The sequence below is a fragment of the Reyranella sp. GW821-FHT14A01 genome (assembly GCF_058803965.1).
The window spans coordinates 342,119-364,747 of record NZ_JBXAPM010000002.1 but is presented as its reverse complement, the minus strand read 5'-3'; the positions used below and the strand labels follow the sequence as shown (position 1 = coordinate 364,747).

Genomic DNA, 22,629 nt, shown 5'->3' with positions numbered 1-22,629 from the left:
GGCATGCTGGATTGGATCAGGAATCGTTTTCGCCGCGGGCCGATCGTGCCCGTCGTTCGTCTCTCGGGCGTCATCGCCTCCGGCGGCCTGCTGGGCAGCCGCGGCCTCTCGATCGAATCGGTCGCGCCGCTGCTCAAGCGCGCCTTCGAGACGAAGGGCGCCAAGGCCGTCGCGCTGGCGCTCAACTCGCCCGGCGGCTCGCCCGTCCAATCGGCGCTGATCGCCCAGCGCATCCGGCTGCATGCCAAGGAGAAGAGCCTCCCCGTCATCGCCTTCGTCGAGGACGTTGCCGCGTCGGGCGGCTACTGGCTGGCCTGCGCCGCCGACGAGATCATCGCCGACCCGAGCTCGATCGTGGGCTCGATCGGCGTCATCAGTTCGGGCTTCGGCTTCCAGGACCTGATCGCGCGCATCGGCGTGGAACGCCGCGTCCATACGTCGGGCGAGAACAAGTCGATGCTCGATCCCTTTCGGCCCGAGCAGCCCGACGATGTCGAACGCCTGAAGCGGTTGCAGGCGGAAATCCATGACGGCTTCAAGGACTGGGTCCGCGAGCGGCGCGGCAAGCTGCTGAAGGGCGACGAGAGCATGCTGTTCACCGGCGAATTCTGGACGGCCAGGCGCGGCCTCGAATATGGCCTGGTCGACGGCTTCGGCGAACTGCGCAGCACGTTGCAGGCCCGCTATGGCGACAAGGTGCGCCTGCCTGTCATCGGGCCGCGCCGCCGCCTGCTGTCGCGCTTCGGTCTGCAAACCGGATTGGGCGGTGGCATCGAGAGTATCGGCCCCGCCACCCTCGCCGCGCTCGAGGAGCGCGCGCTCTGGCAACGTTTCGGACTCTAGGAGCCTTGCGATGAACCTTCGTACCCCCGTCAGCGCCGACGATCTCGCCGCCGTGCGCCAGTGGTTCGACACGCTGTCGAAGCATTGCCGCGCCGTCGACTACGAGGGCGCGCGGCCGATCTTCGCCGACGACATGATCGCCTTCGGCACCTTCACCGACTTCATGCATGGCCGCGAGCTGGCCGAGCAGAAACAGTGGCGCAACGTCTGGGGCACGATCCGCGAGTTCCGCTACGACCTCTCGAAGATCGAGGCCATCGTCTCGGCCGACCGGCTGACCGCCGTCGGCATGGGCGTGTGGCAGTCCTACGGCTTCTATCCCAACGGCGACCGCTTCGACCGGCCGGGCCGCACCACGACGGTGATGGGACGCAAGGCTGTGGGCGACCCGTTCGTGGCCACCCACACGCACATGTCGCTGTTCCGCGGCACGCCCGACCGCAGCTACGGGAACTTCGCCAGGAGCGAAGTCGTCTGAGCGTCAGCCGGCGCTGGTGAGCTTGAGGCCGATGATGCCCGCCACGATCAGCCCGATCGAGGCGAGGCGCGGCAGGTCGGCCGATTCGCCGAACAGGTAGATGCCGAGGATCGCCGTCCCGACGGCGCCGATACCCGTCCACACCGCGTAGCCGGTACCGACCGGCAGCGTCTTCAGCGCGATGCCGAGCAGGATCACGCTCACGACCATCGACCCGGCGGTGAGCACCGTGGGGACGAGGCGCGTAAAGCCTTCGGTGTATTTGAGACCCGTCGCCCAGCCGACTTCGAGAAGACCGGCGATCAGTAGAATGAACCAAGCCATGGGACGCACCCTTCGCAAGAAGCCGGGCCGTCCCGACACTTGCCCATCGAAGGCGGGGTCGTCCCCGCCGGGCGCAAGGTCACTTAGGGAGATAGTGGAGGCAGTGCAAGACGTTACGGAGGGTAACAGGGAAGCGAAAGGTCCCTCGCTACGCTCGGGATGACAGCGTTTTTTTGCATCGGCGCACGGCGCCAATCTCAACAAAATTGTCATCCCGAGCGCAGCGAGGGACCTTTCGCTTCTCTTCAAACCGGATCCTGCGCACCCTTGCGATCGACGATCATGCGATACTGATCCGGCTGGCGGTGGACGGCGAAGTTGAAGGTCGTCGTCTTGTAGCTCCGGCCGGCATCGAGGTCGCAGCGATGCACGATCAGCTCGTCGCCATCGCCGGCGGCGCGCGACACGACCTTGCCCGAGGGTGCCACGATCATGCTGTCGGCCAGCGACGGCACGCCTTCCTCGGTGCCGCCCTTGGCGACACCGACGACCCAGGTGCCGTTCTGATAGGCGCCGGCCTGCATGGAGAGCTGGTTGTGGAACCAGGAATGCTCATCATGATCGGGCGACGGCGCGTTGTGCAATGGCGTGTTGTAGCCCAACAGCACCATCTCGACATTCTGCAGGCCCATCACGCGATAGGTCTCGGGCCAGCGGCGGTCGTTGCAGATGCACATGCCCATGTTGGCGCCGAACGCCTTGACCACGGGGAAGCCGAGATTGCCGACCTCGAAGTAGCGCTTCTCCAGATGCTGGAACGGCCGCTCCGGCTCGTGCTCGGCATGACCCGGCAGATGGACCTTGCGATACTTGCCGACGATGCTGCCGTCACGCTCGACCAGGATCGAGGTGTTGAAGTGCCGGATGCGGCCCTCCTCGTTGGCGAGCTCGGCATAGCCGAGACAGAAACCCATTGCGAGCTGCTTGGCCTCGGTGAACAAGGCCGCCGTCTCGTTCGAGGGCATCTCCTGCTCGAAGAAGGAATCGATCTCGGCCTGGTCCTGCATCCACCAGCGCGGGAAGAACGTGGTGAGCGTCAGCTCGGGAAACACCACGAGATCGCAGCCCATGCGCCTGGCCTCGCGCAGATGGGCGATCAGCCGCTCGACCACGTCGCGGCGGGAATGGCTGCGCTGGATGGGACCCATCTGCGCCGCACCGACAGTCAGAACACGCGTCATCGTCACCTCTTCGGCGACGAGTATAGCCTCTAGGAGAGGATGCGCTTCACGTCGTTGGTGAATTCAGCCGAGCAAAAAGTGCCGCCCTGGAAGAGATCGCCGACAGGATCTGGTCCGATCTTTGCCTGCTCCGCCTCGGCGTGGGCGCGATGGTCCTCGGCCTTGTCCTGCGGACGATAGCCGAGCTTCTCGGCCCGCGAATTGTCCCACCAGCCCGCCGCATTGTCGGACGCGCCGTAGAAAATCTCGTAGCGCAGGTCGGGATGGTCGAGCCCGATCTGGAAGAGCTGCACGAGATCGCGCGGCGAGATCCAGATCGAGAGCCGCCGCACGTCGAGCGGCATGGGTCCGACATTGCCGATCCTGAGGCAGGTCACGCCGATCCCGTGCTTGTCGGAATAGAGCGAGCCCAGCGCCTCGCCGAACACCTTGCTGACGCCGTAGCGGCTGTCGGGCTTCACCGTGAGATTGGTGCCGATGCGCTTCTTGCGCGGGTAGAAGCCGATCGCATGGTTGGACGAGGCGAAGATGATCCGCTTCACGCCGGCTTCACGCGCCGCCTCGAAGACGTTGTAGCAGCCGATGATGTTGGCCTGCAGGATCTGGTCCCAGGTGCCTTCGACCGAATGGCCGCCGAGATGGATGACGCTGTCCGCCCCCTTCAGCACCGCGGCCACCTCGTCGGGCTTCGTAAGATCGGCCGCGACGAAGGTTTCGGACGGCAGCAGGTCCGCAGGTCTCACCCGATCGCTCAGCACCAGTCCCGGATAGAGCTTGGCCAGCAAAGGCCGAGTCATGGTGCCGATGCCGCCGGCGGCGCCGGTGAAGACGATGCGGCGTGAAGCGTTGTTAGCGTCGGCCATTCTTGTTTCCTCCTGCCAGTTTCCGATATCGCTCGAGCGAGCGCGTGAGATGGTCGCGCATGGCACGCCGTGCCTCGGCCGGGTCCTCGTTGGATATCGCCGTCACAATGCGCGCGTGCTCGGTCTGGATGCGCTCGAGATACTGACGGCGCTCCTGCGGCGTGTCGACCTTGAGCCGCACGCTCTGGCGCGGGATCACGTGACTGCCGAGATAGGCCAGGAAGCGCGGGAACTGGTCGTTGCCAGTGGCCTCGGCGATCGAACTGTGAAAGGCGAAATCCTCGGCCACGGCGCCCTCGCCGCGCTGCAGGGCGGCGTCGATGTCCCGCCACGTCGCGCGGATCGACGCAAGATGCTTTCGGCCGGCACGCTCAGCGGCGAGCCCTGCGGCCTGCACCTCGACCGCCAGCCGCAGCTCCATGACATTCAGGATATCGGACAGGGACGTCGCGCGCGGCGGCACAATGCGAAAGGGTCCGGCCGCCGGATCGGCGACATAGGCGCCGGAGCCACGGCGCGTCACGACCAGCCCGTCGGCGCGCAACGCCGCAACGGCTTCCCGCACCACGGTGCGACTCACGCCGAATTCCGTCGTCAGGTCCTGCTCGGTCGGCAGCCGCGTGCCGGGCGTAAGGCGGCCACCGCGAATGTCGGCGCTCAGCCGCACCATCACCTGCTCGGCAAGATTGTTCTTGGGCTGCTTGTCGGCCATCGGGGCGGATGCTAGCGTCGCTCAAGTTGTCAGACAACTTAACAATAACGATTAGGCGAGGAAACCATGATCCTGACCCGCATTGCGATCGGTCTTCTCGCGGCTTTTGCCGCAACGGCCGCCCAGGCCAAGGAATTCCGGTCCTCGGACGTCCATCCGCTCGACTACCCGACCGTGCAGGCCGTGGCCTACATGGGCAAGCTGATCAACGAACGCACCGGCGGCAAGCATAGCATCAAGGTGTTCGGCCAGAGCACCCTGGGTTCGGAGAAGGATACGATCGAGCAGACCAAGATCGGCGCGCTCGACATGGTCAGGGTCAACGTGGCGCCGTTCAACAACATCGTGCCGGCGACCATCGTCCCCTCGCTGCCGTTCCTCTTCAAGTCGACCGAGCATATGCGGCGCGTGCTCGACGGGCCGATCGGCGACGAAATCCTGGCGGCCATGGAGGCGCAGGGCTTCATCGGCCTCTGCTTCTACGATTCCGGCTCGCGCTCCTTCTATTCCGGCAAAAAGGCCATCCGTAGCGTGGCCGACACCAAGGGCATGAAGATCCGCGTGCAGCAGTCGGACATGTGGGTGGCGATGATGCAGGCGATCGGCGCCAATGCGACGCCGCTCCCCTATGCCGAGGTCTACACCGCGCTCAAGACCGGCGTGGTCGACGCCGCGGAGAACAACTGGCCGTCCTACGAATCCTCCCGCCACTACGAGGCGGCCAAGATCTACAGCCTGACCGAACACTCGATGGCGCCGGAAATCCTCGTCTTCTCCAAGCGGGTCTGGGACGGCCTCTCGAAGGAAGACCAGGCCGTCATCCGCACCGCCGCCAAGGAATCGGTTCCCTATATGCGCAAGCTGTGGGACGAGCGCGAGGCCTCGGCTCGCAAGACGGTCGAGGCGGCGGGCTCACAGGTCGTGAGCGACGTCGACAAGAAGTCGTTCTCCGACGCGATGGCGCCGGTCTATGCCAAATTCGCGGCCGACCCGAAGCTGCAAGACCTCGTGAAGCGCATCCAGGCGACGCCCTAGCGCATGTTCCGGGCGCTGACGGCGTTCAACGCGACGGTCTCGCGTTGGTGCATGTATCTCGCGGTGGCGGGCCTGATCGGCATCGTCACCGTGGTCGGGCTACAAGTGTTCGGTCGCTACGTGCTGAACGACACGCCGATCTGGGCCGAGAGCACGGCGCTGGTCCTGATCCTCTACGTCACCATGCTGGGCGCCGCCGTCGGCGTCCGCGACGCGGGCCATATCGGACTCGAATCGCTGCTGATCCTCGTGCCCGACGCGCTGCGCTTGAAGCTCGAGGTCGTCATCCACGTTCTGGTCGGCACGTTCGGCCTCATCATGGCGTGGAATGGCGGCGTGCTCGCTGAATCGGTCATGGCCTACAAGATCCCCACGCTCGGATTCTCCGAAGGCATCAACCACCTGCCGCTGGTCATTGCCGGCATCCTGATCGCCCTCTTCTCGCTCGAGCACATCATCGCCCTCCTTCGGGGCGAGGATGTCGAGCCGTCCTGGTACTGACATGGCCCTGACCATCCTCTGTATCGTCTTTGTGCTCTGCCTGCTGCTGGGCGTGCCCGTGGCCTTCGCCATCGGCCTCTCCGCCGTCGCCACCATCCTCTACGAGGGGCTGCCGCTCGCCGTCGTGTTCCAGCGCATGACATCGGGCATGAACATCTTCTCCTTCCTCGCCATCCCGTTCTTCATCTTCGCGGGTGAGCTGATGCTCTATGGCGGCGTGGCCGACCGCATCGTCTCCTTCGCCAAGAGCCTGGTCGGCCATGTGCGCGGCGGGCTGGGCATGGCCAATGTCGTGGCCTGCACCCTGTTCGGCGGCGTCTCAGGCTCGCCGGTGGCCGACGTTTCGGCGACCGGTGCGGTCATGATCCCGATGATGAAGAAGGAAGGCTACGATGCCGACTACGCCGTCAACGTGACGACGCATGCCGCTCTCGTCGGCGCGCTGATGCCGACCAGCCACAACATGATCATCTATTCGCTGGCCGCCGGCGGAAAGGTCTCGATCACCGCGCTCATCCTCGCCGGCATGATCCCGGCGGCGCTGCTGATGGCCTGCATGCTGGTGGCGGCCTATCTGGTGGCGATCCGGCGCGGCTACCCCGCCGGCACCTTCCCGGGCTGGAACGCGGTCCTGTGGTCGATGGCCGCCGCGCTGCCCGGCCTGTTCGTGATCGCGATCATCCTCGCCGGCATCCTGAGCGGCGTGTTCACTGCCACCGAGTCGGCCGCGATCGCCGTGATCTATGCGCTGGCGCTCACGATCTTCGTCTATCGCAGCCTGTCCTGGACCAACTTCCTCAAGGCCGCGGCCAAGGCGGTGAAGACCACTGGCATCGTGTTGCTTCTGATCGGTGTCTCCAACACCTTCGGCTACCTGATCACGCTCTACGAGGTGGCCGATCTCACCGGAAAGTCGCTGTCGGCGCTGTCGACCGATCCGTGGGTGATCTTCCTGCTGGTCAACGTGATCCTGTTCGTGCTGGGCACGTTCCTCGACATGGCGGCCACGATCCTGATCTGCACGCCGATCTTCCTGCCGATCTGCATGCAGTACGGTATGGGCCCGGTGCAGTTCGGCATGCTGATGCTGATCAACTGCGCGCTGGGCCTGAACACGCCGCCGGTCGGCACGACGCAGTTCGTGGGCTGCGCCATCGGCGGAATCTCGGTCGGCCAGGTGATGCGGACGATCTGGCCCTTCTACGGCGCGCTGATCATGGCGCTACTGCTGGTGACCTACGTGCCGGCCTTCTCGCTCGCCCTGCCGAGCCTATTTCTCGGCAAGTTCTAGCATCACGTTCAGCAGCACCTGAGCGCCGGCCGCGAGGTCGGTCGCTTCGGTGTGTTCCTTCACATTGTGGCTGAGGCCCGCGACCGAGGGCACGAAGATCATCGCCGTCGGGCAGAGGCGCTGCATCATCTGCGCGTCGTGACCGGCGCCCGACGGCATGCGCCGCGTGCTGAGCGACAATGCCTTGGCATGATGCTCGACCCGGTCGACTAACCCAGAGTCGAAGATCACCGGCTCGAAACGCGCCAGCACCTTGGCCTCGACCTCCACACGCTCGGCATGCGCGACCTCGGCAATGTGCGCCGTAACCCGCGCCTCGGCTTCCTTGAGCTTGGCCTCGTCGGTGTTGCGCAGGTCGACCGAGAAGATCGCGCGGTTGGGCACGACGTTGATGAGGTTGGGCCGCAGCGCCAGCGAGCCCACCGTCGCCACCTGGTCGCCGCCCATCTCCCAGGCGAGCTTGCGGGCGAAGAGATTGACCGAGGCCGCGAGGTAACCCGCGTCGCGGCGCAGGCGCATCGGCGTCGTGCCGGCATGGTTCGACACGCCGGTCACGGTGTACTCGGTCCACGAGATGCCCTGCACGCTCTCGACCACGCCGATCTGCACCTTCTCCTCGTCGAGGATCGGACCCTGCTCGATATGCAGCTCGACGAAGGCATGCGGCTTCAGCGCGCCGGGCTTCACGGCCCCGAGATAGCCGATGCGGCGCAGCTCGTCGCCGACCGAGGCCCCATCCTTGTCGGCGGCCGCATAGGCTTCGTTGAGCCCGATGCCGCCGACATAGACCAGGCTGCCCATCATGTCGGGCTGGAAGCGCGCGCCCTCCTCGTTGGTGAAGAAGGCGACCGCGATCGGCCGGCGCGTCGTCACGCCGGCCTCGTTCAGTGCGCGCACGACCTCCAGCCCCGCCAGCACACCGTAATTGCCGTCGTAACGCCCGCCGGTGCGCACCGTGTCGATATGGCTGCCGGTCATGACGGGCGCGAGGTTCTCCGCACCGGCGCGCACGCCGATCACATTGCCGATCGCGTCGACCGTCACGGCGAGCCCCAGCGCCTTCATCCAGCCCACGACCAGGTCGCGCCCGATCCTGTCCTCGTCGGTGAGCGCCAGCCGGGCGCAGCCGCCCCCCTCGATGGCGCCGATGGAAGCCAGCTCGTCCAAGGCGCCGATCAGACGCCGTTCATCCAGCCGCAACATGAATTCTCCAGTGCAACCAAGACCTTAGTCGGTCACGGGATATCGGGCAAAATATCACGGCGGCTTGATCTGGATTGCCTTGCCAGCGCCACGAGCGGAGGTCACTTAGGAAGGCAATGACGCGTTTCCTCGCCCTTCTGCTCGTTCTGCTGGCAAGCCCGGCTTTTGCGCAGACTGTCGTGCAAACCGACAATGTGCGCGCCGAGCTCGTGTCCGAAGTCGCGACGGTGAAGCCCGGCGAGCCCTTCTGGGTCGGCCTTCGCCAGACCCTGCGGCCCAAGTGGCACACCTACTGGAAGAACCCGGGCGAATCGGGATTGCCCACCGAGATCGCGTGGAAACTGCCGGAAGGCGCCAAGGCCGATCCGATCGTCTGGCCGGCGCCGACACGCTTCGATATCGGCGGCGTCATCAATTACGGTTTCAAGGACGAGTCGGTGCTGCTGGTGCGCATCACGCCGCCGGCCAACCTCTCGGGCCCGCTGACCGTCGCCGCCGAAGCCAACTGGCTGGTCTGCGAGGATGTCTGCATCCCCGAGGAGGGCAAGTTCGAGCTGGTGCTGCCGAGCGGCTCGGCCGCGACACCGGCGCCGCCCGCCACGCTCGCTCTGTTCGAACAGGCGCGCCGCGCGGTGCCGACCGCGAGCCCCTGGCCCGCGCGTTACGGCGTGTCGAAGGCTGGCGATCCGACCCTGCTGGTCGAGGCCAAGGGCCTGAAGCCGGACGCGGTCAGCGACATCTATTTCTTCCCGGCCGAATGGGGCCCCGTCGCCACCATGGCCAAGCAGGAGGCCACGGTTACGGCCGAGGGCATCCGCATTCCCCTGAAGAAGGGCGACGCCAAGGCGGCAATGCCGGCCGAACTCGCGGGCACTCTGGTCCTCACCGAGAAGACCGCCGACGGCAGCGTGAAGCAGGCGTTCGATCTCTCGGCCAGGCTCGATCCCGCCTTCGTGACGACGGCTGCGTCGGGGTCGCTCGCGAATGCGGTGGGCGCCGAGGAGATTTCGCTGGCGCAGGCCCTGCTGTTCGCGCTGCTGGGCGGCCTGATCCTGAACCTGATGCCCTGCGTCTTCCCGGTGCTGGCCATGAAGGCGGCGGCCTTCGCGCGCCTCGCCGGCCACGAGCAGAGTGCGATGCGCCGCGACGGCATCGCCTATACGGCGGGCGTCCTCGTCTCCTTCGCCGCCATGGCCGGCTTCGTGATCGCGATCCGTTCGACCGTCGGCGAAGTGAACTGGGGCTTCCAGTTCCAGTCGCCGGTCTTCTCGCTGCTGATCGCCTACCTGTTCTTCGTGGTCGGCCTCAACCTCTCCGGCGTGTTCGAGGTCGGCAACCGCCTCGCCGGCGTCGGCCAGGGTCTGGTCTCCCGCGGCGGCACGACTGGTGCCTTCTTCACCGGCGTGCTGGCGGTGATCGTGGCGACGCCCTGTACCGCGCCGTTCATGGCCGCAGCGCTGGGCTTTGCACTTAGCCAGCCCGCGCCCGCCACCGTCGCGGTGCTGCTGGCGATGGGCCTGGGTCTCGCTTTGCCCTATCTGGCGCTGTCGATGACTCCGGCCCTGCAGCGGCTGATGCCGCGGCCCGGTGCCTGGATGGATCGGCTGCGCCAGTTCCTCGCCTTCCCGATGTATGCCTCCGCCGTCTGGATGATCTGGGTGCTGACCCAGCAGACCGGCGCCGACGGTGTGCTCTATGCACTGGGCGGCATGATCCTGATCGCCTTCGCCATCTGGCTGCTGCGGATCGGCAGCGGCGCCTCGGCCGGCACCTGGGTGCGCCGCGGGCTCGCGGCCGCCGCCGTCCTGCTGGCCTTCGCCGCGACCCTCAAGCTCGACGACAGTCCCGCGACCGCCGCCTCGGCGTCGGGCGGTCCGAATGCCGGCGTCAGTTTCGACGGCTGGGAGCGCTTCTCGCGCGCCCGCATGGCCGAGGCCGTGGCCGCCGGCAAGCCGGTCTTCGTGGACTTCACCGCCGCCTGGTGCATTACTTGCTTGGTGAATGAGCGAGTCGCACTCGAAACGCCGGCCGCCCGGAAGGCTTTCGAGCAGGCGGGCGTCGTCAAACTCAAAGGTGACTGGACCAACCGTGATGCCGAGATCACGGGCGTCCTGAAGGAACTCGGCCGGGCAGGGGTGCCGCTCTACCTGTTCTGGGCACCGGGGACGGATCGACCGAAGATCCTGCCGCAGGTGCTCACCGAGTCTCTGATCCTCTCGGAGTTGTCGTCAATCCAGCAAGCCAAGCGTTAGGAGGTAAGCATGTCGAATCTGAATGTTCCCCGTCGTTCCCTCATGCTGGGCGGTGCCGCGCTCGCCCTGGCGCCTGCCGCCGCTTTCGCCACGTCGAGCCCGGACATCGGCAAGCCCGCGCCGCAGTTCACCGGCGTCGACAGCAACGGCAAGACCTGGTCGCTGGCCGATCTCAAGGGCAAGATCGTCGTCCTCGAGACGACGAATCACGACTGCCCCTACGTGCGCAAGCACTACACGTCCAACAACATGCAGGACCAGCAGCGTGAAGCCGCCGGCAAGGGCATCGTCTGGCTGACCCTCGCCTCGTCCGCCGTCGGCGAACAGGGCCACGTGACGGCCCAGCAGGCCAACGACCTCACCAAGAGCCGCAACGCCGCCCCGGCCGCTGTGCTGCTCGACCCGCAGAGCAAGGTCGCGCGCGCCTATGGCGCCACCGTGACGCCGCACATGTATATCATCGATGCCAACGGCACGCTGGTTTACAAGGGCGGCATCGATTCCATCCCGTCGTCGAACGCCTCCGACATCCCCAAGGCCACGCAGTATGTCCGCGTCGCGCTGGGCGAGGTGCAGGCCGGCAAGCAGGTCGCCGATTCCTCGACCCGCGCCTATGGCTGCACCCTGAAGTACCCGAAGACCTCGACCTGACGGAGCTGCCATGCCGCACGACGGCTGGCACCCGCACGACGAGGACTCTCACAAGCCGCATCACCATCACCACGGCCCGCCGACCCGGCGGACCGTGCTGGCGGCGGCGGCCCTGCTGCCGTTCGGCGCGGCCAGCGCCCAAACGGTCGATGCCGCCCAGCGCATCGCCGACGCCGCCAATCGTTTCCTCCTCTCGCTCGACGACGGCCAGCGCCAGAAGGCGATGATCGCCTTCGAGTCGGGCAATCGCCTCGACTGGCATTACATCCCGCGCAGCCGCTCGGGCCTCACCCTGGGTGAGATGCGACCCAACCAGGCCGACGCCGCCCGCGCGCTGTTCGCCTCGGTGCTGAACCAGCGCGGCCTCGAACTGCTCGACGGCGTGCGCCTGCTCGAAGGCGCGCTGCGCGAACAGCAGGGCAGTTTCCGCGATCCCGACCGCTACTACGTCTCGGTGTTCGGCACGCCCGGCCGCTTCCCCTGGGGCTGGCGCTTCGAGGGGCACCACCTGTCGCTGAACGTGGCACTACCGACGACGGGTCAGGTCGCGGTCACGCCGTTCTTCACCGGCGCCCATCCCGCCACGGTGCGCGACGGACCCCATCGCGGCTTCCGCCTGCTCGGCGCTTCCGAAGATCTCGCACGCCAGATCATGGCCGGCCTCAACGACCAGCAGCGCAAGGCGGCGACCATCGCCAACCGCTCGTTCGGCGAGATCGTGGCCACACCACAGCGCGAGCAGGATCTCGGCAACCCCAAGGGCCTGCTGCTGGGCGAGATGACCGGTGCGCAACGCATGCTGATCGAGGCGCTGATGGACCGTTTCCTGGGCACGCTCGCCGCCGACCTGCTGGCCCAGCAGAAGCAGCGCGTGATGGAACAGGGGCTCGCGACATTCCGATTCGCCTGGGCGGGCTCGCTGACACCGGGCGAGGCGCATTACTTCCGTGTGCACGGCCCCGCGACCCTGATCGAGCACGACAACACGCAGAACGGCGCCAACCACATCCACGCCGTGTGGCGCGACCTCGCCGCCGATTTCGGCCGCGACGCGCTGGCCGATCACTACCGCCAGCAGAAGCACCGCTGAAGTAAGTTAAGTCGCGGGTACTACCGGTGCGTTGGCGCTATGCACGAGCTTATGGATGAAGCCCAGTTTCTCGATCGCCGGCTGCGACAGCACGAAGGGATAAAGATCGGGCTGGCCCATCGCGCGGTTGAGGCTGTTGAGCGCCAGGGAAAGCGGCAGCCAGCTGTCGATCAGCTGGCCGATCTCGGCGGCGCGATAGGGATCGAAGTCGACGCTGGCGTCCAGCTCCTCGCCCTTGGCCAGGCGCGGCTGGGTCGAGAGGCCGAAGGCCCGCGCGATCTCCAGCGTGTCGACGATGTGGAGGTAGTGCGCCCAGGTCTCGGCGAAATCCTCCCACGGATGCGCGGTCGCGTACTGGCTGACGAAGTGATCCTGCCAGTCGGGCGGTGCACCGTTGGCATAATGGTTCTGCAGCGCCTGGCCATAATCCTGGCTGTCGTCGCCGAAAAGCGCACGACAGGCGTCGAGCTGGCCGCCGTCGCGTACCAGCCGGTCCCAGTAATAGTGGCCGATCTCGTGCCGGAAATGGCCGATCAAGGTGCGATACGGCTCGTGCATGGCGATACGGTTCTGTTCGCGGGCCGCGTCGTCGGCCTCGGCCAGCGCCAGGGTGATCAGCCCATTGTCGTGGCCGGTCATGACCCTCGGCGCCTGCGGCAGTTCGGCCAGGAAATCGAAGGCCAGTCCCGCCTCCGGCGATTCGGCCTTGGTCGGTGTCGGCAGCTTGAAGCGCAGCAGCGAATAGAACATCCGGTGCTTGGCGATCTCGATTTTCTGCCAGTTGGCCAGATTGTCGCCGATGGTGAGGTCGGGGATCGTCCGGTTGTGTCGGCAGGACAGGCAGAAGGTCTCCGGCGAGGTCGACTCCACCAGCCAGTTGCAGGCTGCCTGCTGGGCATTGGCGCAGAACCGGTAGAGCACGTCCTTGGAGGCGAGCGCGCGCCAAAGATCGCCCTCCGGCTCCAGCGCCGACAGGGTCGCGGCTTCGGGGACGTATCCGAGCTTGTGTCCGCATTTCACACAGACATCGTTCTCGAAATACAGGATCTGCTGGCAGCTCTGGCACTTGAAGAGTTTCATCGCCGCCACAACGCCCGTCCGGCCGTCATGTTGCGGTGCAATCCCGTCGCAGGGGAACTTTCTCCCTGTCCGATCCGTTCAAGGGACCTGACGAGGAGAAATGCGCATGGGCGTGAAGCCGGAAGCTCAAGACGCCACGCCCGCCGAGGCGCCCTCCGTTCTCAACCATGGCGGCCGCGTTCTGCCCGCCGTCACCGTCGACACCTACAACGAGGAATTGCGCGATGAGGAAGGCTTCGTGGGCGACCGCGCCAGCCGTCGCGCCTTCCGCGCCATCCTGGCCGACTGGCGCGAGCGGCTGAAGGAACGTGGCGAGGACCCGTTCGGCGACGTGCCGATGGAGGAGATTTCCAAGTCCAAGCTCGACAAGATGCTGAACAGCGGCGATCCGGTCGCGGCCGGCCTCATCCATACCGTGGTCGAGGAATTCGCCGGCGAGCTGGCAACGGTCGTGCGCCGCTTCCTGCGGCTGGAAAGCTGGAAGGACACGCAACGCATCGTGATCGGCGGCGGCATGATCGCGAGCCGCATCGGCGAGCTGGCCATGGGGCGCGCCACCATCATGCTGGCGACCGAAGGCGTGAAGATCGAACTCGTGGCGATCCAGAACCATCCCGACGAGGCGGGGTTGATCGGCGCCGTGCATCTCGCACCAAGCTGGGTGATGGCCGGACACGACGCGATCCTCGCCGTCGACATCGGCGGCACCAACGTGCGCGTCGGCGTGATCGAGCTCAACGCCGACAAGCGTGGCGAGATCGAGGAAGCCGATGTCTGGAAGCGCCAGGTCTGGCGCCACGCCGACGACGAGCCCGACCGCGACGAGGCGATCGCCAGGATCGCCGCCATGCTGGTCAAGCTGATCGACCGCGCCACCGAGGAGAAGATGAAGCTGGCGCCCTTCATGGGCATCGGCTGCCCCGGCCTGATCGACGATCACGGCTTCATCCTGAAGGGCGGCCAGAATCTGCCCGGCAACTGGGAGGGCAAGGGCTTCAACCTCGCCGCCGCCCTGTCCGCCCACCTTCCCAAGGTCGGCGGCCACGACATCTTCATCCAGCTCCACAACGACGCCGTCGTTCAGGGCTTGAGCGAAGTGCCCAACATGAAGGACGTCGAGCATTGGGGCGTCATGACGATCGGCACCGGGCTGGGCAACGCCCGGTTTACCAACCGCGAGTGACGCTCATTGGAGCGCGCCACTCCAGTGGCGCTCGTGTCTTGCTGATCTACGACGCATGAGCGCCACTGGAGTGGCGCGCTCCAATGAGCCCTACCCCATCTGATAGCCGGGCGTGGACTTGGAGATGGCGATCTCCTGCTCGTCCATGTCGTCGATGATGCCCTCGAACAGCGGCGTGGTGAGATAGCGCTCGCCGGTGTCGGGCAGCACACAGAGGATGACAGAGCCGGGCGCGGCCTTCTCGGCCACCTGCACCGCCACGGCGAAGGTCGAGCCGCCGGAGATGCCGGTGAAGATGCCTTCCTTCTGCGCCAGCGCCTTGGCCCACTTGATCCCCTCGGCGCCGGCGATCGGCAGGCGCTCGTCGAAATACTTCTTGTCGATGGCTTCCTGCAGCACGAGCGGGATGAAGTCCGGCGTCCAGCCCTGGATCGGGTGGGGCTCGAAGGCGGGATGGCTGACCGCGGGCGAGCCGTCGGCCGCCCGCTCCTGCGGCTTGCCGCTGCCGATGAGCTGGGCATTGGCCGGCTCCGACAGGATGATCTTCGTCTCCGGCCGCTCCTTGCGCAGCACGCGCGCCACGCCGGTCACGGTGCCGCCGGTGCCGTAGCCGCTCACGAAATAGTCGAGCCGGCTGCCCTTGAAGTCGGCCAGGATCTCGCGCGCCGTGGTGGTCTCGTGGATCTCGGCATTGGCCTCGGTCTCGAACTGATGGGCCAGGAACCAGCCGTTCGCCTTCGCGAGTTCGACGGCCTTCTGGTACATGCCGAAGCCCTTCTGGGCGCGCGGCGTCAGGATGACCTTGGCGCCCAGCATGCGCATCAGCTTGCGCCGCTCGATCGAGAAACTGTCGGCCATGGTGACGACCAGCGGATAGCCCTTCTGGGCGCAGACCATGGCGAGGCCGATGCCGGTGTTGCCGCTGGTCGCCTCGACCACGGTCTGGCCGGGCTTCAGGGTGCCGTTGCGTTCGGCCGCCTCGATGATGTTGACGGCCAGGCGATCCTTGACCGAGCCACCGGGATTGAAAGCCTCGGCCTTGGCGTAGATCGTCACGCCCTTTGGCCCCAAGGTGTTAATCCGGATGCAGGGTGTATCGCCGATCGTGTCGAGCACATTGTCGTACAGTCGACCGCGCCCCTGGGTATTCCGGACCTTGCCGCTCATCCCTGTCTCCTTTTGGCTGAAGGCGGCACCTTACGCCGGTTCGGGAGGCCTGTGGAACCGCTCGATACGCAATCTGCATCGACAGCGCCCCCGTCCCTGATCAAGCGATCGACTAGTCTCCAACCGCGCGGCGTCGGGCCGCCCTGGAGTTTGACGATGACGACGGAAGCCCCGCGACCCGCCCTCGACCAGCCGTTCGCCCCCATGATTTCCACCACCACCGGAGAAACGCTCGGCCGCTTCACGACACCGCGACGGTCGGTGGCCGAACGCAAGGCCACCGGCAAGGCCCTGCGCAAGACCGTACCGCGCGAGGACCACGCCACCTTCCGTCAGACCGGCGACCGGCCCGATCCGATCTCCATCCTCGAAGCGCAGAACGCGACGCGCGCCCAGAAGCTCGTGCCGGTGCGATTCGCCCGTATGCTGTCCTCGCCCTTCGCCTTCCTGCGCGGCTCGGCCGCCGTGATGGCGGCAGATCTCGCGACGACGCCCGTGACGGGCCTGCAGGTGAATGCCTGCGGCGACATGCACGTCTCCAACTTCGGCGTCTTCGGATCGGCCGAGCGCGACCTGGTATTCGCGATCAACGATTTCGACGAGGTGTTTCCCGGCGCCTGGGAGTGGGACCTGAAGCGCCTCGCCGCCAGTGCCGCCGTCGCCGTGCGCTTCATGGGTGGCGACAAGCAGGAGGCCGAACAGGCTGCCGCCGGGACCGTGCGATCCTATCGCGAGCATATCGGCCGCTATGCCGAAATGAGCCATCTCGCGACCTGGTACGACCGGATCGACGAGCGGGCCGTGCTGTCCGGCCTGTCACCCAAGGCGCGCAAGAACGCCGCGAAAGCAATCGACAAGGCCCGCGCCAAGGGCCACCAGCGGGTGCTCGAGAAGATGACCGAGTTCGTCGCGGGCGAACATCGCATCGTCGAGGCCGCGCCGCTGATCGTCCGCGAGACCCATACCGAGACCGGCGTGCCGATCGCACAGGCGCTGGACATGATGCTGAACTCCTACCTCGAGTCGCTGTCCTACGATCGCCGACGTCTGCTGGCGCGCTACCGCATCGTCGATGTCGCCCGCAAGGTCGTGGGCGTGGGCAGTGTCGGTACCGGCTGCTGGGTGGTCCTGCTGATGGGCAATGACAACGACGATCCGCTGTTCCTGCAGGTCAAGCAGGCGCAGCGTTCCGTGCTGGCGCCCTACTCCGACTACGTATTGCCCTTCGACAATCAGGGACGCCGGGTCGTCGACGGCCAGCGCATGATCCAGGGCTCACCCGACATCTTCCTCGGCTGGGGCCATATCGAGGACTTCCATTTCTATGTCCGCCAGCTCGCCGACATGAAGGGCGGGATCGACATGGTCGAGGGGGATAGCGAAAGGGTATCCACCTTCCAGGAATATTGCGCGCTGTGCGGCTGGGGCCTCGCCCTGGCGCACGCCAAGTCGGGCGATGCCGCCTCTATCGCGGGTTATTGCGGCAACAGCGAAGCCCTCGACGAAGCCATCGCGACCTTCTCGCTGGCCTATGCCAAGCAGACCGAGCGCGACCATGAGGCGCTCGACAGAGCCCGCCGCAGCGGCCGCATCCGGGTCGCCTCGGAGCGGCTGACGAAGTAGCATCCGGCAATACTGGAGGCCGCGATGAAGCGCCGGATATTGATGCAAGCGATGGCGGCGACCCTTGTTGCCGCCGCCGGCCGGCCGGCCTTCGCGCAGGCCGATCTGCTACCCTCGTGGAACGACGGGCCGGTGAAGCGATCGATCCTCGATTTCATCGCGCGTACCACGACGGCGGGAAGCCGCGACTGGGTGCCGGTGCCCGAGCGCATCGCCTGCTTCGACAATGACGGCACCTTGTGGACCGAGCAGCCGGTCTATTTCCAGGTGGCCTTCGCGGTCGATCGGATAAAGGCGCTGGCCGCCCAACATCCCGAATGGCGCACGCAGGAGCCCTTCCGCTCGGTGCTGGCCGACGACCGGGCTGCATTGGCGGCGATGGGTGTGAAGGCGATGGTGGAAGTGATTGCGGCCTCGCATACCGGGATGACGACGGAGGAGTTCACGAAGACGGTGGTCGACTGGCTCGCGACGGCGCGCCATCCCCGCTTCAATCGGCCCTACACAGACCTCGTCTACCAGCCGATGATCGAGCTGCTGGCCCTGCTGCGCGCGCATCAGTTCAAGACCTTTATCGTCTCCGGTGGCGGCTTGGAGTTCATGCGGCCGTGGACGGAGCGCATCTACGGCATTCCGCCGGAGCAGGTCGTGGGCTCATCGGGGGTCACCAAGTTCGAGCTGAGGCCCGACGGCACGCCGGTCCTGATGAAGGAGGCCAAGGTCGAGTTCATCGACGACGGGCCGGGCAAGCCGGTCGGCATCAACCGCTTCATCGGCCGGCGTCCCGTCCTGGCCTTCGGCAATTCCGACGGCGACCAGCAGATGCTGGAATGGACGGCGGCCGGCAGCGGCGCGCGTTTCATGGGGCTGGTGCATCACACCGACGCCGTGCGCGAATATGCCTACGACCGCCCCTCGCCGGTCGGCCAGCTCGACAAGGCCTGGGACGAGGCGCTGCGCCGTGGCTGGACGATCGTCGACATGAAGAACGACTGGAAGGTGATCTACCCCTTCGAGCTGAGGTAGAATTCCTCGCCGGAAGGGGTCGGTGATACGGGAAGCGTATCGTTCCCCCTGTTGTTCCGTATCGCCGTCAGGACGAATTTCCCCTCCCGATCCACGCAAGGGGAGAAAGCCAATGTTCAAGTCGAAGATGAGCCGGCTTCTGTCAGCGGCGGCGCTGCTGGCCGGGTTTGCGGGAGGCACCCTGCCCGCCCGCGCGCAAACACCGGCACCGACACAGGCACCGGCCCAACCCAACATCCTCGTCATCATGGGCGACGATGTCGGCCTCTGGAACATCAGCGCCTACAATCGCGGCATGATGGGCTACCGCACGCCCAACATCGACCGGATCGCCAAAGAGGGTGCGATCTTCACCGACTATTACGGCCAGCAATCCTGCACCGCGGGACGCGCGGCCTTCATCACCGGCCAGTCGCCGATCCGCACCGGCCTCCTGAAGGTCGGACTGCCCGGCGCGTCGGAAGGCCTGTCGGAGAAGGATCCGACCATCGCCGACCTGCTGAAGGCCAAGGGTTACGCGACCGGCCAGTTCGGCAAGAACCATCTCGGCGACCGCAACGAGTTCCTGCCGACCGTTCACGGCTTCGACGAGTTCTTCGGCAACCTCTACCACCTCAACGCCGAGGAAGAGCCCGAGAACATCGACTATCCGAAGGACCCGACCTTCAAGGCCAAGTATGGCCCGCGCGGCGTGTTGAAGTGCACGGCGCAGCCCAACGACACGCCGGGCGAGGATCCGCGCTTCGGCAAGTGGGGCAAGCAGAAGTGCGAGGATACCGGCCCGCTCACCAGGAAGCGCATGGAGACGGTCGACGAGGAGTTCCTCGCCGCCTCGCTCGACTTCATCGACCGCGCCAACCGCGACCGGAAGCCGTTCTTCGTCTGGTCCAATGCCAGCCGCATGCATATCTGGACGCATCTCAAGCCCGCGTCCGAGGGCAAGACCGGCCTCGGTGTCTATGCCGACGGCATGGTCGAGCATGACGGCCATGTCGGCCAGCTCCTGAAGAAGCTCGACGATCTCGGGATCACCCAGAATACGATCGTGATCTACACGACCGACAACGGCGCCGAGGTCATGAGCTGGCCCGACGGCGGCACCACGCCCTTCCGCGGCGAGAAGAACACCAACTGGGAGGGCGGCTATCGCGTGCCCGCGATGGTGCGCTGGCCGGGCCTGGTGAAGCCGGGCACCGAGATCAACGAGATCTTCTCGGCCGAGGACTGGCTGCAGACCCTGCTGGGCGCGGTCGGCGAGACCGACCTGCAGGCCAGGCTGATGGCCGGCGCCACCTTCGGCGCCAAGACCTTCAAGGTGCATCTCGACGGCTACGACCAGCGCGACCTGCTGCGCGACGGCACGGGCAGCAAGCGCAAGGAGTTCTTCTACTGGACCGACGATGGCGGCCTGGCGGGCCTGCGTTACGACAAGTGGAAGCTTGCCTTCATGGAGCAACGCAGCCACGGCTTCGACGTCTGGCAGGACCCGATGGTGACGCTCCGCGTACCGAAGCTGTTCGACCTCAAGGCCGATCCGTTCGAGCGCGCCGACCACGAAGGCATGGGCTACGGCCGCTGGCGCCTCGACCGCATCTTCCTGCTGGTACCGGCCCAGGCCTTCGTCGGCCGCTACATCCAGACCCTGGCGGAATTCCCGCCGAGGCAGCGCCCGGCTTCGTTCAACCTGCAGGGCGTGATGGACAAGCTCACCACCCCGCCGCAAGGCGTGAACTGAGGGGTGTAAACTGACGACATGACCCCGGTCGGTGGGCCGCTTGGCACGCCGGCCGGAAGTGCCGATAAGGGAGGTGTCATGGGAGACCAGAGCGCCCCCAACCCGACGACCGGCATGATCCGCATCCCCGGCGGCACGTTCCGCATGGGGTCGGACAAGCACTATCCCGAGGAAGCGCCGGCCCATACGGTGACGGTCGGCGGCTTCTGGATCGATCCCACGCCCGTCACCAACGCGCAGTTCAAGGAATTCGTCCGGGCGACGGGGCACGTCACCTGGGCCGAGATCGATCCCGATCCCAAGAACTATCCCGGCGCGCGGCCGGAGATGCTCAAGGCCGGCGGGCTGGTCTTTACGCCGCCCTCGAAGCCGGTCGATCTCGCCGACTGGAGCCAGTGGTGGCGCTTCACCTTCGGCGCCACCTGGCGGCGGCCCTACGGCAAGGGCAGCCATATCGGCGGGCTCGACGACCATCCGGTCGTGCAGATCGCCTTCCGCGATGCCGAGGCCTATGCGAAGTGGGCCGGCAAGGAACTGCCGACCGAAGCCGAATGGGAATTCGCCGCGCGCGGCGGTCTCGAGGATGCGGAGTTCGCCTGGGGCGACGAGCTGACGCCCGGCGGCCGGCACATGGCCAACACCTGGCAAGGCCGCTTTCCGGTCGACAATACGCGCGAGGACGGCTTTGCCCGGACCTCACCGGTGCGCGCCTTCCCGGCCAACGGCTACGGCGTGCACGACATGATCGGCAATGTCTGGGAATGGACGGTCGACTGGTACTCGGCCAAGCACGCGCCCGACGCCGGCAAGGCCTGCTGCGTACCCGAGAATCCGCGCGGCGCGACGATCGAGCAAAGCTACGACCCGCGCGACCGGCTGCGGATTCCCCGCAAGGTGCTGAAAGGCGGCTCGCATCTCTGCGCGCCCAGCTACTGCAAACGCTACCGTCCGGCCGCGCGCCACGCCGAGCAGATCGACACGACGACCAGCCATGTCGGCTTCCGGTGCGTCGTGCGATCCGTCGACGGTCGCCACGACACCTGATTCAGGGGCCGCCGCCCCCGATTCGTCCGTTTCGTTTATTTCGTTTATTTCGTTTGTTCGCCAGGAACTCCGACGTTTTCAACGGCCTGCTGGAGGTCGAACTCGACGAAGACCGGCCAGTGGTCGGAGGCCGCGATGCCGTAGCCGATCCACGCCTTCTTGACCTTCGGCGACAGGTCGTGGGTCACGAAGACATGGTCGATGCGGCCCTCATGCGGGAAGGAATCGACCTCCTCCTCGCTGTTGCCGGCGGCGATCCAGGCATCGGCCAGGTGCATCGTCGTACCCAGCCGGCCGTAATAGCTCGTGTCGCCGCAGACCAGCGGATATTCCGGCTGCGCCGGCGTGAAGTTGAAATCGCCTGCGAGGATGGCGGCGCGCGGCACGTCGGGCCGACGATCCTTGAATATGAATTTATCGCCGGCCTCGCTGTCCCAAGTCGCGCCGATCCGCTCGGCATTCAGGACCGTCTCCATCAGCGAACGGACCTGCGGCAGCCGCTGCTGCGGTCCGACATGGCTGAGATGGACGCTGTAGACGCGCAGCGGTCCCGCCGGCGTCTCGATCGCGGCCTCGACGAAGCCGCGCTGCAGGTCGAATTGGTTGACGAGCTGCGTCTTGGGCAGGAGATGGCCGCGCGCCCAGGCGATTGGCCAGCGCGAGATCACGGCATTGCCGAAGCTGCGGCGGCGGTTGACGATCCGCCCATCCGCACCGACCTCGCTCGCGTCGGACTCCATGGCGCCGTGATACCAGGAATAACGGTTGAGCCGGCCGGCGATCTCGGTGGTCTGGTCGGCAAAACCGTTCTGCGCCCAACCGGAAACGGCTTCCTGAAGGCAGACGATATCGGCCTCGGCCACCGCATCGGCGATGCGGGCCACGTCGTACTTGCCGTCGGAGCCGACGCCATAGTGGATGTTGTAGGTGCAGAAAAGCATGGAACGCCTTAACGGAATTGATTTCACTCAGTGGTCCATGTGGGACGTACATCACATCTTTGGCGTCTCATAGGAGACAATGAGATGAGCGGCGTGGATCAATACTTGTTCGCCTGTGGCGATTTCCAACAACCGGCGGTCCAGGAGAAGATCTTCGGCCGTCGATTGACGGGAATGCCGGACGCCCTCATTGGCTTCAGTCGAGAGCCTTTCGTGCACCGGTCCGGCAATGAGACCGACCGTGTGGGCGGCACGGTGTTCCAGATAACCAATGCCGACCTCGCGAAGGCTGATGCATACGAACCGCCCAACTACGCGCGTTCAAGGGTCGAGACGGCTTCGGGCCTTGTTGCGTGGGTTTACCTTCGCGCATGCCCGATCGACGCCAAAGACGATGAGCCGTAAC

Annotated in this window: 22 protein-coding genes; 14 read left to right on the top strand and 8 right to left on the bottom strand. The window is 66.1% G+C overall.

Going from position 1 to position 22,629, the window contains the following annotated elements; genetic code table 11:
* Positions 1 to 3 precede the first annotated feature (3 nt).
* On the top strand, positions 4 to 843 hold the full coding sequence (locus tag AC1ROX_RS05570) for a S49 family peptidase (protein WP_493123238.1): 840 nt from the start codon (positions 4 to 6) through the stop codon (positions 841 to 843).
* A 10-nt stretch (positions 844 to 853) separates the two neighbouring features.
* The gene (locus AC1ROX_RS05565; RefSeq protein WP_493123236.1) at positions 854 to 1,321 is read left to right on the top strand and encodes a YybH family protein; all 468 of its coding nucleotides are present in this window, start codon (positions 854 to 856) and stop codon (positions 1,319 to 1,321) included.
* 3 nt (positions 1,322 to 1,324) lie between these two features.
* Here the strand turns inward: AC1ROX_RS05565 and sugE are convergent, their stop codons facing one another.
* The 4 genes from sugE to AC1ROX_RS05545 all read right to left on the bottom strand — a co-directional run bounded on the left by sugE (position 1,325) and on the right by AC1ROX_RS05545 (position 4,401).
* Positions 1,325 to 1,645 carry a quaternary ammonium compound efflux SMR transporter SugE gene (gene sugE, locus AC1ROX_RS05560; RefSeq protein ID WP_493123234.1) on the bottom strand — a complete coding sequence of 107 codons (321 nt, stop codon included), beginning with the start codon at positions 1,643 to 1,645 and terminating at the stop codon, positions 1,325 to 1,327.
* Positions 1,646 to 1,890: 245 nt separating this feature from the next.
* Complete coding sequence (locus AC1ROX_RS05555) at positions 1,891 to 2,826, bottom strand: N-carbamoyl-D-amino-acid hydrolase (RefSeq protein ID WP_493123232.1); 936 nt, start codon at positions 2,824 to 2,826, stop codon at positions 1,891 to 1,893.
* A 29-nt stretch (positions 2,827 to 2,855) separates the two neighbouring features.
* Positions 2,856 to 3,689: an NAD-dependent epimerase/dehydratase family protein gene (locus tag AC1ROX_RS05550; protein ID WP_493123230.1), complete on the bottom strand. Its 834-nt coding sequence runs from the start codon at positions 3,687 to 3,689 to the stop codon at positions 2,856 to 2,858.
* The gene (locus AC1ROX_RS05545) at positions 3,676 to 4,401 is read right to left on the bottom strand and encodes a FadR/GntR family transcriptional regulator (protein WP_493123228.1); all 726 of its coding nucleotides are present in this window, start codon (positions 4,399 to 4,401) and stop codon (positions 3,676 to 3,678) included. The genes AC1ROX_RS05550 and AC1ROX_RS05545 overlap by 14 nt, the downstream gene beginning before the upstream one ends.
* 66 nt (positions 4,402 to 4,467) lie before the next feature.
* Between AC1ROX_RS05545 and AC1ROX_RS05540 the strand changes: the two genes are divergently transcribed.
* The 3 genes from AC1ROX_RS05540 to AC1ROX_RS05530 are packed head-to-tail and all read left to right on the top strand — an operon-like array spanning position 4,468 to position 7,228.
* A complete protein-coding gene (locus tag AC1ROX_RS05540; RefSeq protein WP_493123227.1) occupies positions 4,468 to 5,436 on the top strand; it encodes a TRAP transporter substrate-binding protein in 969 nt (322 codons plus the stop codon).
* Between the two features lie 3 nt (positions 5,437 to 5,439).
* Complete coding sequence (locus tag AC1ROX_RS05535) at positions 5,440 to 5,937, top strand: TRAP transporter small permease (protein WP_493123225.1); 498 nt, start codon at positions 5,440 to 5,442, stop codon at positions 5,935 to 5,937.
* 1 nt (position 5,938) lies between these two features.
* Positions 5,939 to 7,228 carry a TRAP transporter large permease gene (locus AC1ROX_RS05530; RefSeq protein ID WP_493123223.1) on the top strand — a complete coding sequence of 430 codons (1,290 nt, stop codon included), beginning with the start codon at positions 5,939 to 5,941 and terminating at the stop codon, positions 7,226 to 7,228.
* Here AC1ROX_RS05530 and AC1ROX_RS05525 read toward each other — a convergent pair.
* A complete protein-coding gene (locus AC1ROX_RS05525) occupies positions 7,208 to 8,431 on the bottom strand; it encodes a Zn-dependent hydrolase (protein ID WP_493123221.1) in 1,224 nt (407 codons plus the stop codon). The two genes, AC1ROX_RS05530 and AC1ROX_RS05525, sit on opposite strands and share 21 nt — an antisense overlap.
* A gap of 116 nt (positions 8,432 to 8,547) precedes the next feature.
* Here AC1ROX_RS05525 and AC1ROX_RS05520 point away from each other — a divergent pair, with 116 nt between their 5' ends.
* From AC1ROX_RS05520 to AC1ROX_RS05510, 3 genes are read left to right on the top strand one after another with little or no spacing between them, the layout of a single operon-like run.
* Positions 8,548 to 10,683: a protein-disulfide reductase DsbD family protein gene (locus tag AC1ROX_RS05520; RefSeq protein ID WP_493123219.1), complete on the top strand. Its 2,136-nt coding sequence runs from the start codon at positions 8,548 to 8,550 to the stop codon at positions 10,681 to 10,683.
* A gap of 9 nt (positions 10,684 to 10,692) precedes the next feature.
* A complete protein-coding gene (locus tag AC1ROX_RS05515) occupies positions 10,693 to 11,334 on the top strand; it encodes a redoxin domain-containing protein (protein ID WP_493123217.1) in 642 nt (213 codons plus the stop codon).
* Between the two features lie 10 nt (positions 11,335 to 11,344).
* The gene (locus tag AC1ROX_RS05510) at positions 11,345 to 12,424 is read left to right on the top strand and encodes a DUF3500 domain-containing protein (RefSeq protein ID WP_493123215.1); all 1,080 of its coding nucleotides are present in this window, start codon (positions 11,345 to 11,347) and stop codon (positions 12,422 to 12,424) included.
* Positions 12,425 to 12,430: 6 nt separating this feature from the next.
* On the opposite strand, the gene AC1ROX_RS05505 is transcribed toward AC1ROX_RS05510, so the two are convergent.
* Positions 12,431 to 13,504 carry a zinc-binding metallopeptidase family protein gene (locus AC1ROX_RS05505; RefSeq protein WP_493123213.1) on the bottom strand — a complete coding sequence of 358 codons (1,074 nt, stop codon included), beginning with the start codon at positions 13,502 to 13,504 and terminating at the stop codon, positions 12,431 to 12,433.
* Positions 13,505 to 13,610: 106 nt separating this feature from the next.
* Between AC1ROX_RS05505 and AC1ROX_RS05500 the strand changes: the two genes are divergently transcribed.
* Positions 13,611 to 14,687 carry an ROK family protein gene (locus AC1ROX_RS05500; RefSeq protein WP_493123211.1) on the top strand — a complete coding sequence of 359 codons (1,077 nt, stop codon included), beginning with the start codon at positions 13,611 to 13,613 and terminating at the stop codon, positions 14,685 to 14,687.
* 90 nt (positions 14,688 to 14,777) lie between these two features.
* Here the strand turns inward: AC1ROX_RS05500 and AC1ROX_RS05495 are convergent, their stop codons facing one another.
* Positions 14,778 to 15,854, bottom strand: a complete 1,077-nt coding sequence (locus AC1ROX_RS05495; protein WP_493123209.1) for a PLP-dependent cysteine synthase family protein — start codon at positions 15,852 to 15,854, stop codon at positions 14,778 to 14,780.
* A gap of 156 nt (positions 15,855 to 16,010) precedes the next feature.
* Here AC1ROX_RS05495 and AC1ROX_RS05490 point away from each other — a divergent pair, with 156 nt between their 5' ends.
* The 4 genes from AC1ROX_RS05490 (at position 16,011) to AC1ROX_RS05475 (ending at position 21,282) form a co-directional block, all read left to right on the top strand.
* Positions 16,011 to 17,477, top strand: coding sequence for a DUF2252 domain-containing protein (locus tag AC1ROX_RS05490; protein WP_493123207.1), 1,467 nt, complete (start codon positions 16,011 to 16,013; stop codon positions 17,475 to 17,477).
* 24 nt (positions 17,478 to 17,501) lie between these two features.
* Positions 17,502 to 18,503 carry an HAD family hydrolase gene (locus AC1ROX_RS05485; RefSeq protein WP_493123205.1) on the top strand — a complete coding sequence of 334 codons (1,002 nt, stop codon included), beginning with the start codon at positions 17,502 to 17,504 and terminating at the stop codon, positions 18,501 to 18,503.
* A 112-nt stretch (positions 18,504 to 18,615) separates the two neighbouring features.
* On the top strand, positions 18,616 to 20,238 hold the full coding sequence (locus AC1ROX_RS05480; RefSeq protein ID WP_493123203.1) for an arylsulfatase: 1,623 nt from the start codon (positions 18,616 to 18,618) through the stop codon (positions 20,236 to 20,238).
* A 78-nt stretch (positions 20,239 to 20,316) separates the two neighbouring features.
* The gene (locus AC1ROX_RS05475) at positions 20,317 to 21,282 is read left to right on the top strand and encodes a formylglycine-generating enzyme family protein (RefSeq protein WP_493123201.1); all 966 of its coding nucleotides are present in this window, start codon (positions 20,317 to 20,319) and stop codon (positions 21,280 to 21,282) included.
* 44 nt (positions 21,283 to 21,326) lie between these two features.
* Here AC1ROX_RS05475 and AC1ROX_RS05470 read toward each other — a convergent pair whose 3' ends face one another.
* Positions 21,327 to 22,223 (bottom strand): endonuclease/exonuclease/phosphatase family protein, encoded by an 897-nt coding sequence (locus tag AC1ROX_RS05470; RefSeq protein ID WP_493123199.1) that lies wholly within the window; start codon positions 22,221 to 22,223, stop codon positions 21,327 to 21,329.
* An 84-nt stretch (positions 22,224 to 22,307) separates the two neighbouring features.
* Here AC1ROX_RS05470 and AC1ROX_RS05465 point away from each other — a divergent pair, with 84 nt between their 5' ends.
* The gene (locus AC1ROX_RS05465; RefSeq protein ID WP_493123197.1) at positions 22,308 to 22,628 is read left to right on the top strand and encodes a gamma-glutamylcyclotransferase; all 321 of its coding nucleotides are present in this window, start codon (positions 22,308 to 22,310) and stop codon (positions 22,626 to 22,628) included.
* The last annotated feature ends 1 nt before the right edge of the window (position 22,629 follow it).

Coding starts and splice junctions, on each gene's coding strand:
- AC1ROX_RS05570 (WP_493123238.1), top strand. CDS start 4: ATGCTGGATTGGATCAGGAATCGTTTTCGCCGCGGGCCGATCGTGCCC.
- AC1ROX_RS05565 (WP_493123236.1), top strand. CDS start 854: ATGAACCTTCGTACCCCCGTCAGCGCCGACGATCTCGCCGCCGTGCGC.
- sugE (WP_493123234.1), bottom strand. CDS start 1,645: ATGGCTTGGTTCATTCTACTGATCGCCGGTCTTCTCGAAGTCGGCTGG.
- AC1ROX_RS05555 (WP_493123232.1), bottom strand. CDS start 2,826: ATGACGCGTGTTCTGACTGTCGGTGCGGCGCAGATGGGTCCCATCCAG.
- AC1ROX_RS05550 (WP_493123230.1), bottom strand. CDS start 3,689: ATGGCCGACGCTAACAACGCTTCACGCCGCATCGTCTTCACCGGCGCC.
- AC1ROX_RS05545 (WP_493123228.1), bottom strand. CDS start 4,401: ATGGCCGACAAGCAGCCCAAGAACAATCTTGCCGAGCAGGTGATGGTG.
- AC1ROX_RS05540 (WP_493123227.1), top strand. CDS start 4,468: ATGATCCTGACCCGCATTGCGATCGGTCTTCTCGCGGCTTTTGCCGCA.
- AC1ROX_RS05535 (WP_493123225.1), top strand. CDS start 5,440: ATGTTCCGGGCGCTGACGGCGTTCAACGCGACGGTCTCGCGTTGGTGC.
- AC1ROX_RS05530 (WP_493123223.1), top strand. CDS start 5,939: ATGGCCCTGACCATCCTCTGTATCGTCTTTGTGCTCTGCCTGCTGCTG.
- AC1ROX_RS05525 (WP_493123221.1), bottom strand. CDS start 8,431: ATGTTGCGGCTGGATGAACGGCGTCTGATCGGCGCCTTGGACGAGCTG.
- AC1ROX_RS05520 (WP_493123219.1), top strand. CDS start 8,548: ATGACGCGTTTCCTCGCCCTTCTGCTCGTTCTGCTGGCAAGCCCGGCT.
- AC1ROX_RS05515 (WP_493123217.1), top strand. CDS start 10,693: ATGTCGAATCTGAATGTTCCCCGTCGTTCCCTCATGCTGGGCGGTGCC.
- AC1ROX_RS05510 (WP_493123215.1), top strand. CDS start 11,345: ATGCCGCACGACGGCTGGCACCCGCACGACGAGGACTCTCACAAGCCG.
- AC1ROX_RS05505 (WP_493123213.1), bottom strand. CDS start 13,504: ATGAAACTCTTCAAGTGCCAGAGCTGCCAGCAGATCCTGTATTTCGAG.
- AC1ROX_RS05500 (WP_493123211.1), top strand. CDS start 13,611: ATGGGCGTGAAGCCGGAAGCTCAAGACGCCACGCCCGCCGAGGCGCCC.
- AC1ROX_RS05495 (WP_493123209.1), bottom strand. CDS start 15,854: ATGAGCGGCAAGGTCCGGAATACCCAGGGGCGCGGTCGACTGTACGAC.
- AC1ROX_RS05490 (WP_493123207.1), top strand. CDS start 16,011: ATGACGACGGAAGCCCCGCGACCCGCCCTCGACCAGCCGTTCGCCCCC.
- AC1ROX_RS05485 (WP_493123205.1), top strand. CDS start 17,502: ATGAAGCGCCGGATATTGATGCAAGCGATGGCGGCGACCCTTGTTGCC.
- AC1ROX_RS05480 (WP_493123203.1), top strand. CDS start 18,616: ATGTTCAAGTCGAAGATGAGCCGGCTTCTGTCAGCGGCGGCGCTGCTG.
- AC1ROX_RS05475 (WP_493123201.1), top strand. CDS start 20,317: ATGGGAGACCAGAGCGCCCCCAACCCGACGACCGGCATGATCCGCATC.
- AC1ROX_RS05470 (WP_493123199.1), bottom strand. CDS start 22,223: ATGCTTTTCTGCACCTACAACATCCACTATGGCGTCGGCTCCGACGGC.
- AC1ROX_RS05465 (WP_493123197.1), top strand. CDS start 22,308: ATGAGCGGCGTGGATCAATACTTGTTCGCCTGTGGCGATTTCCAACAA.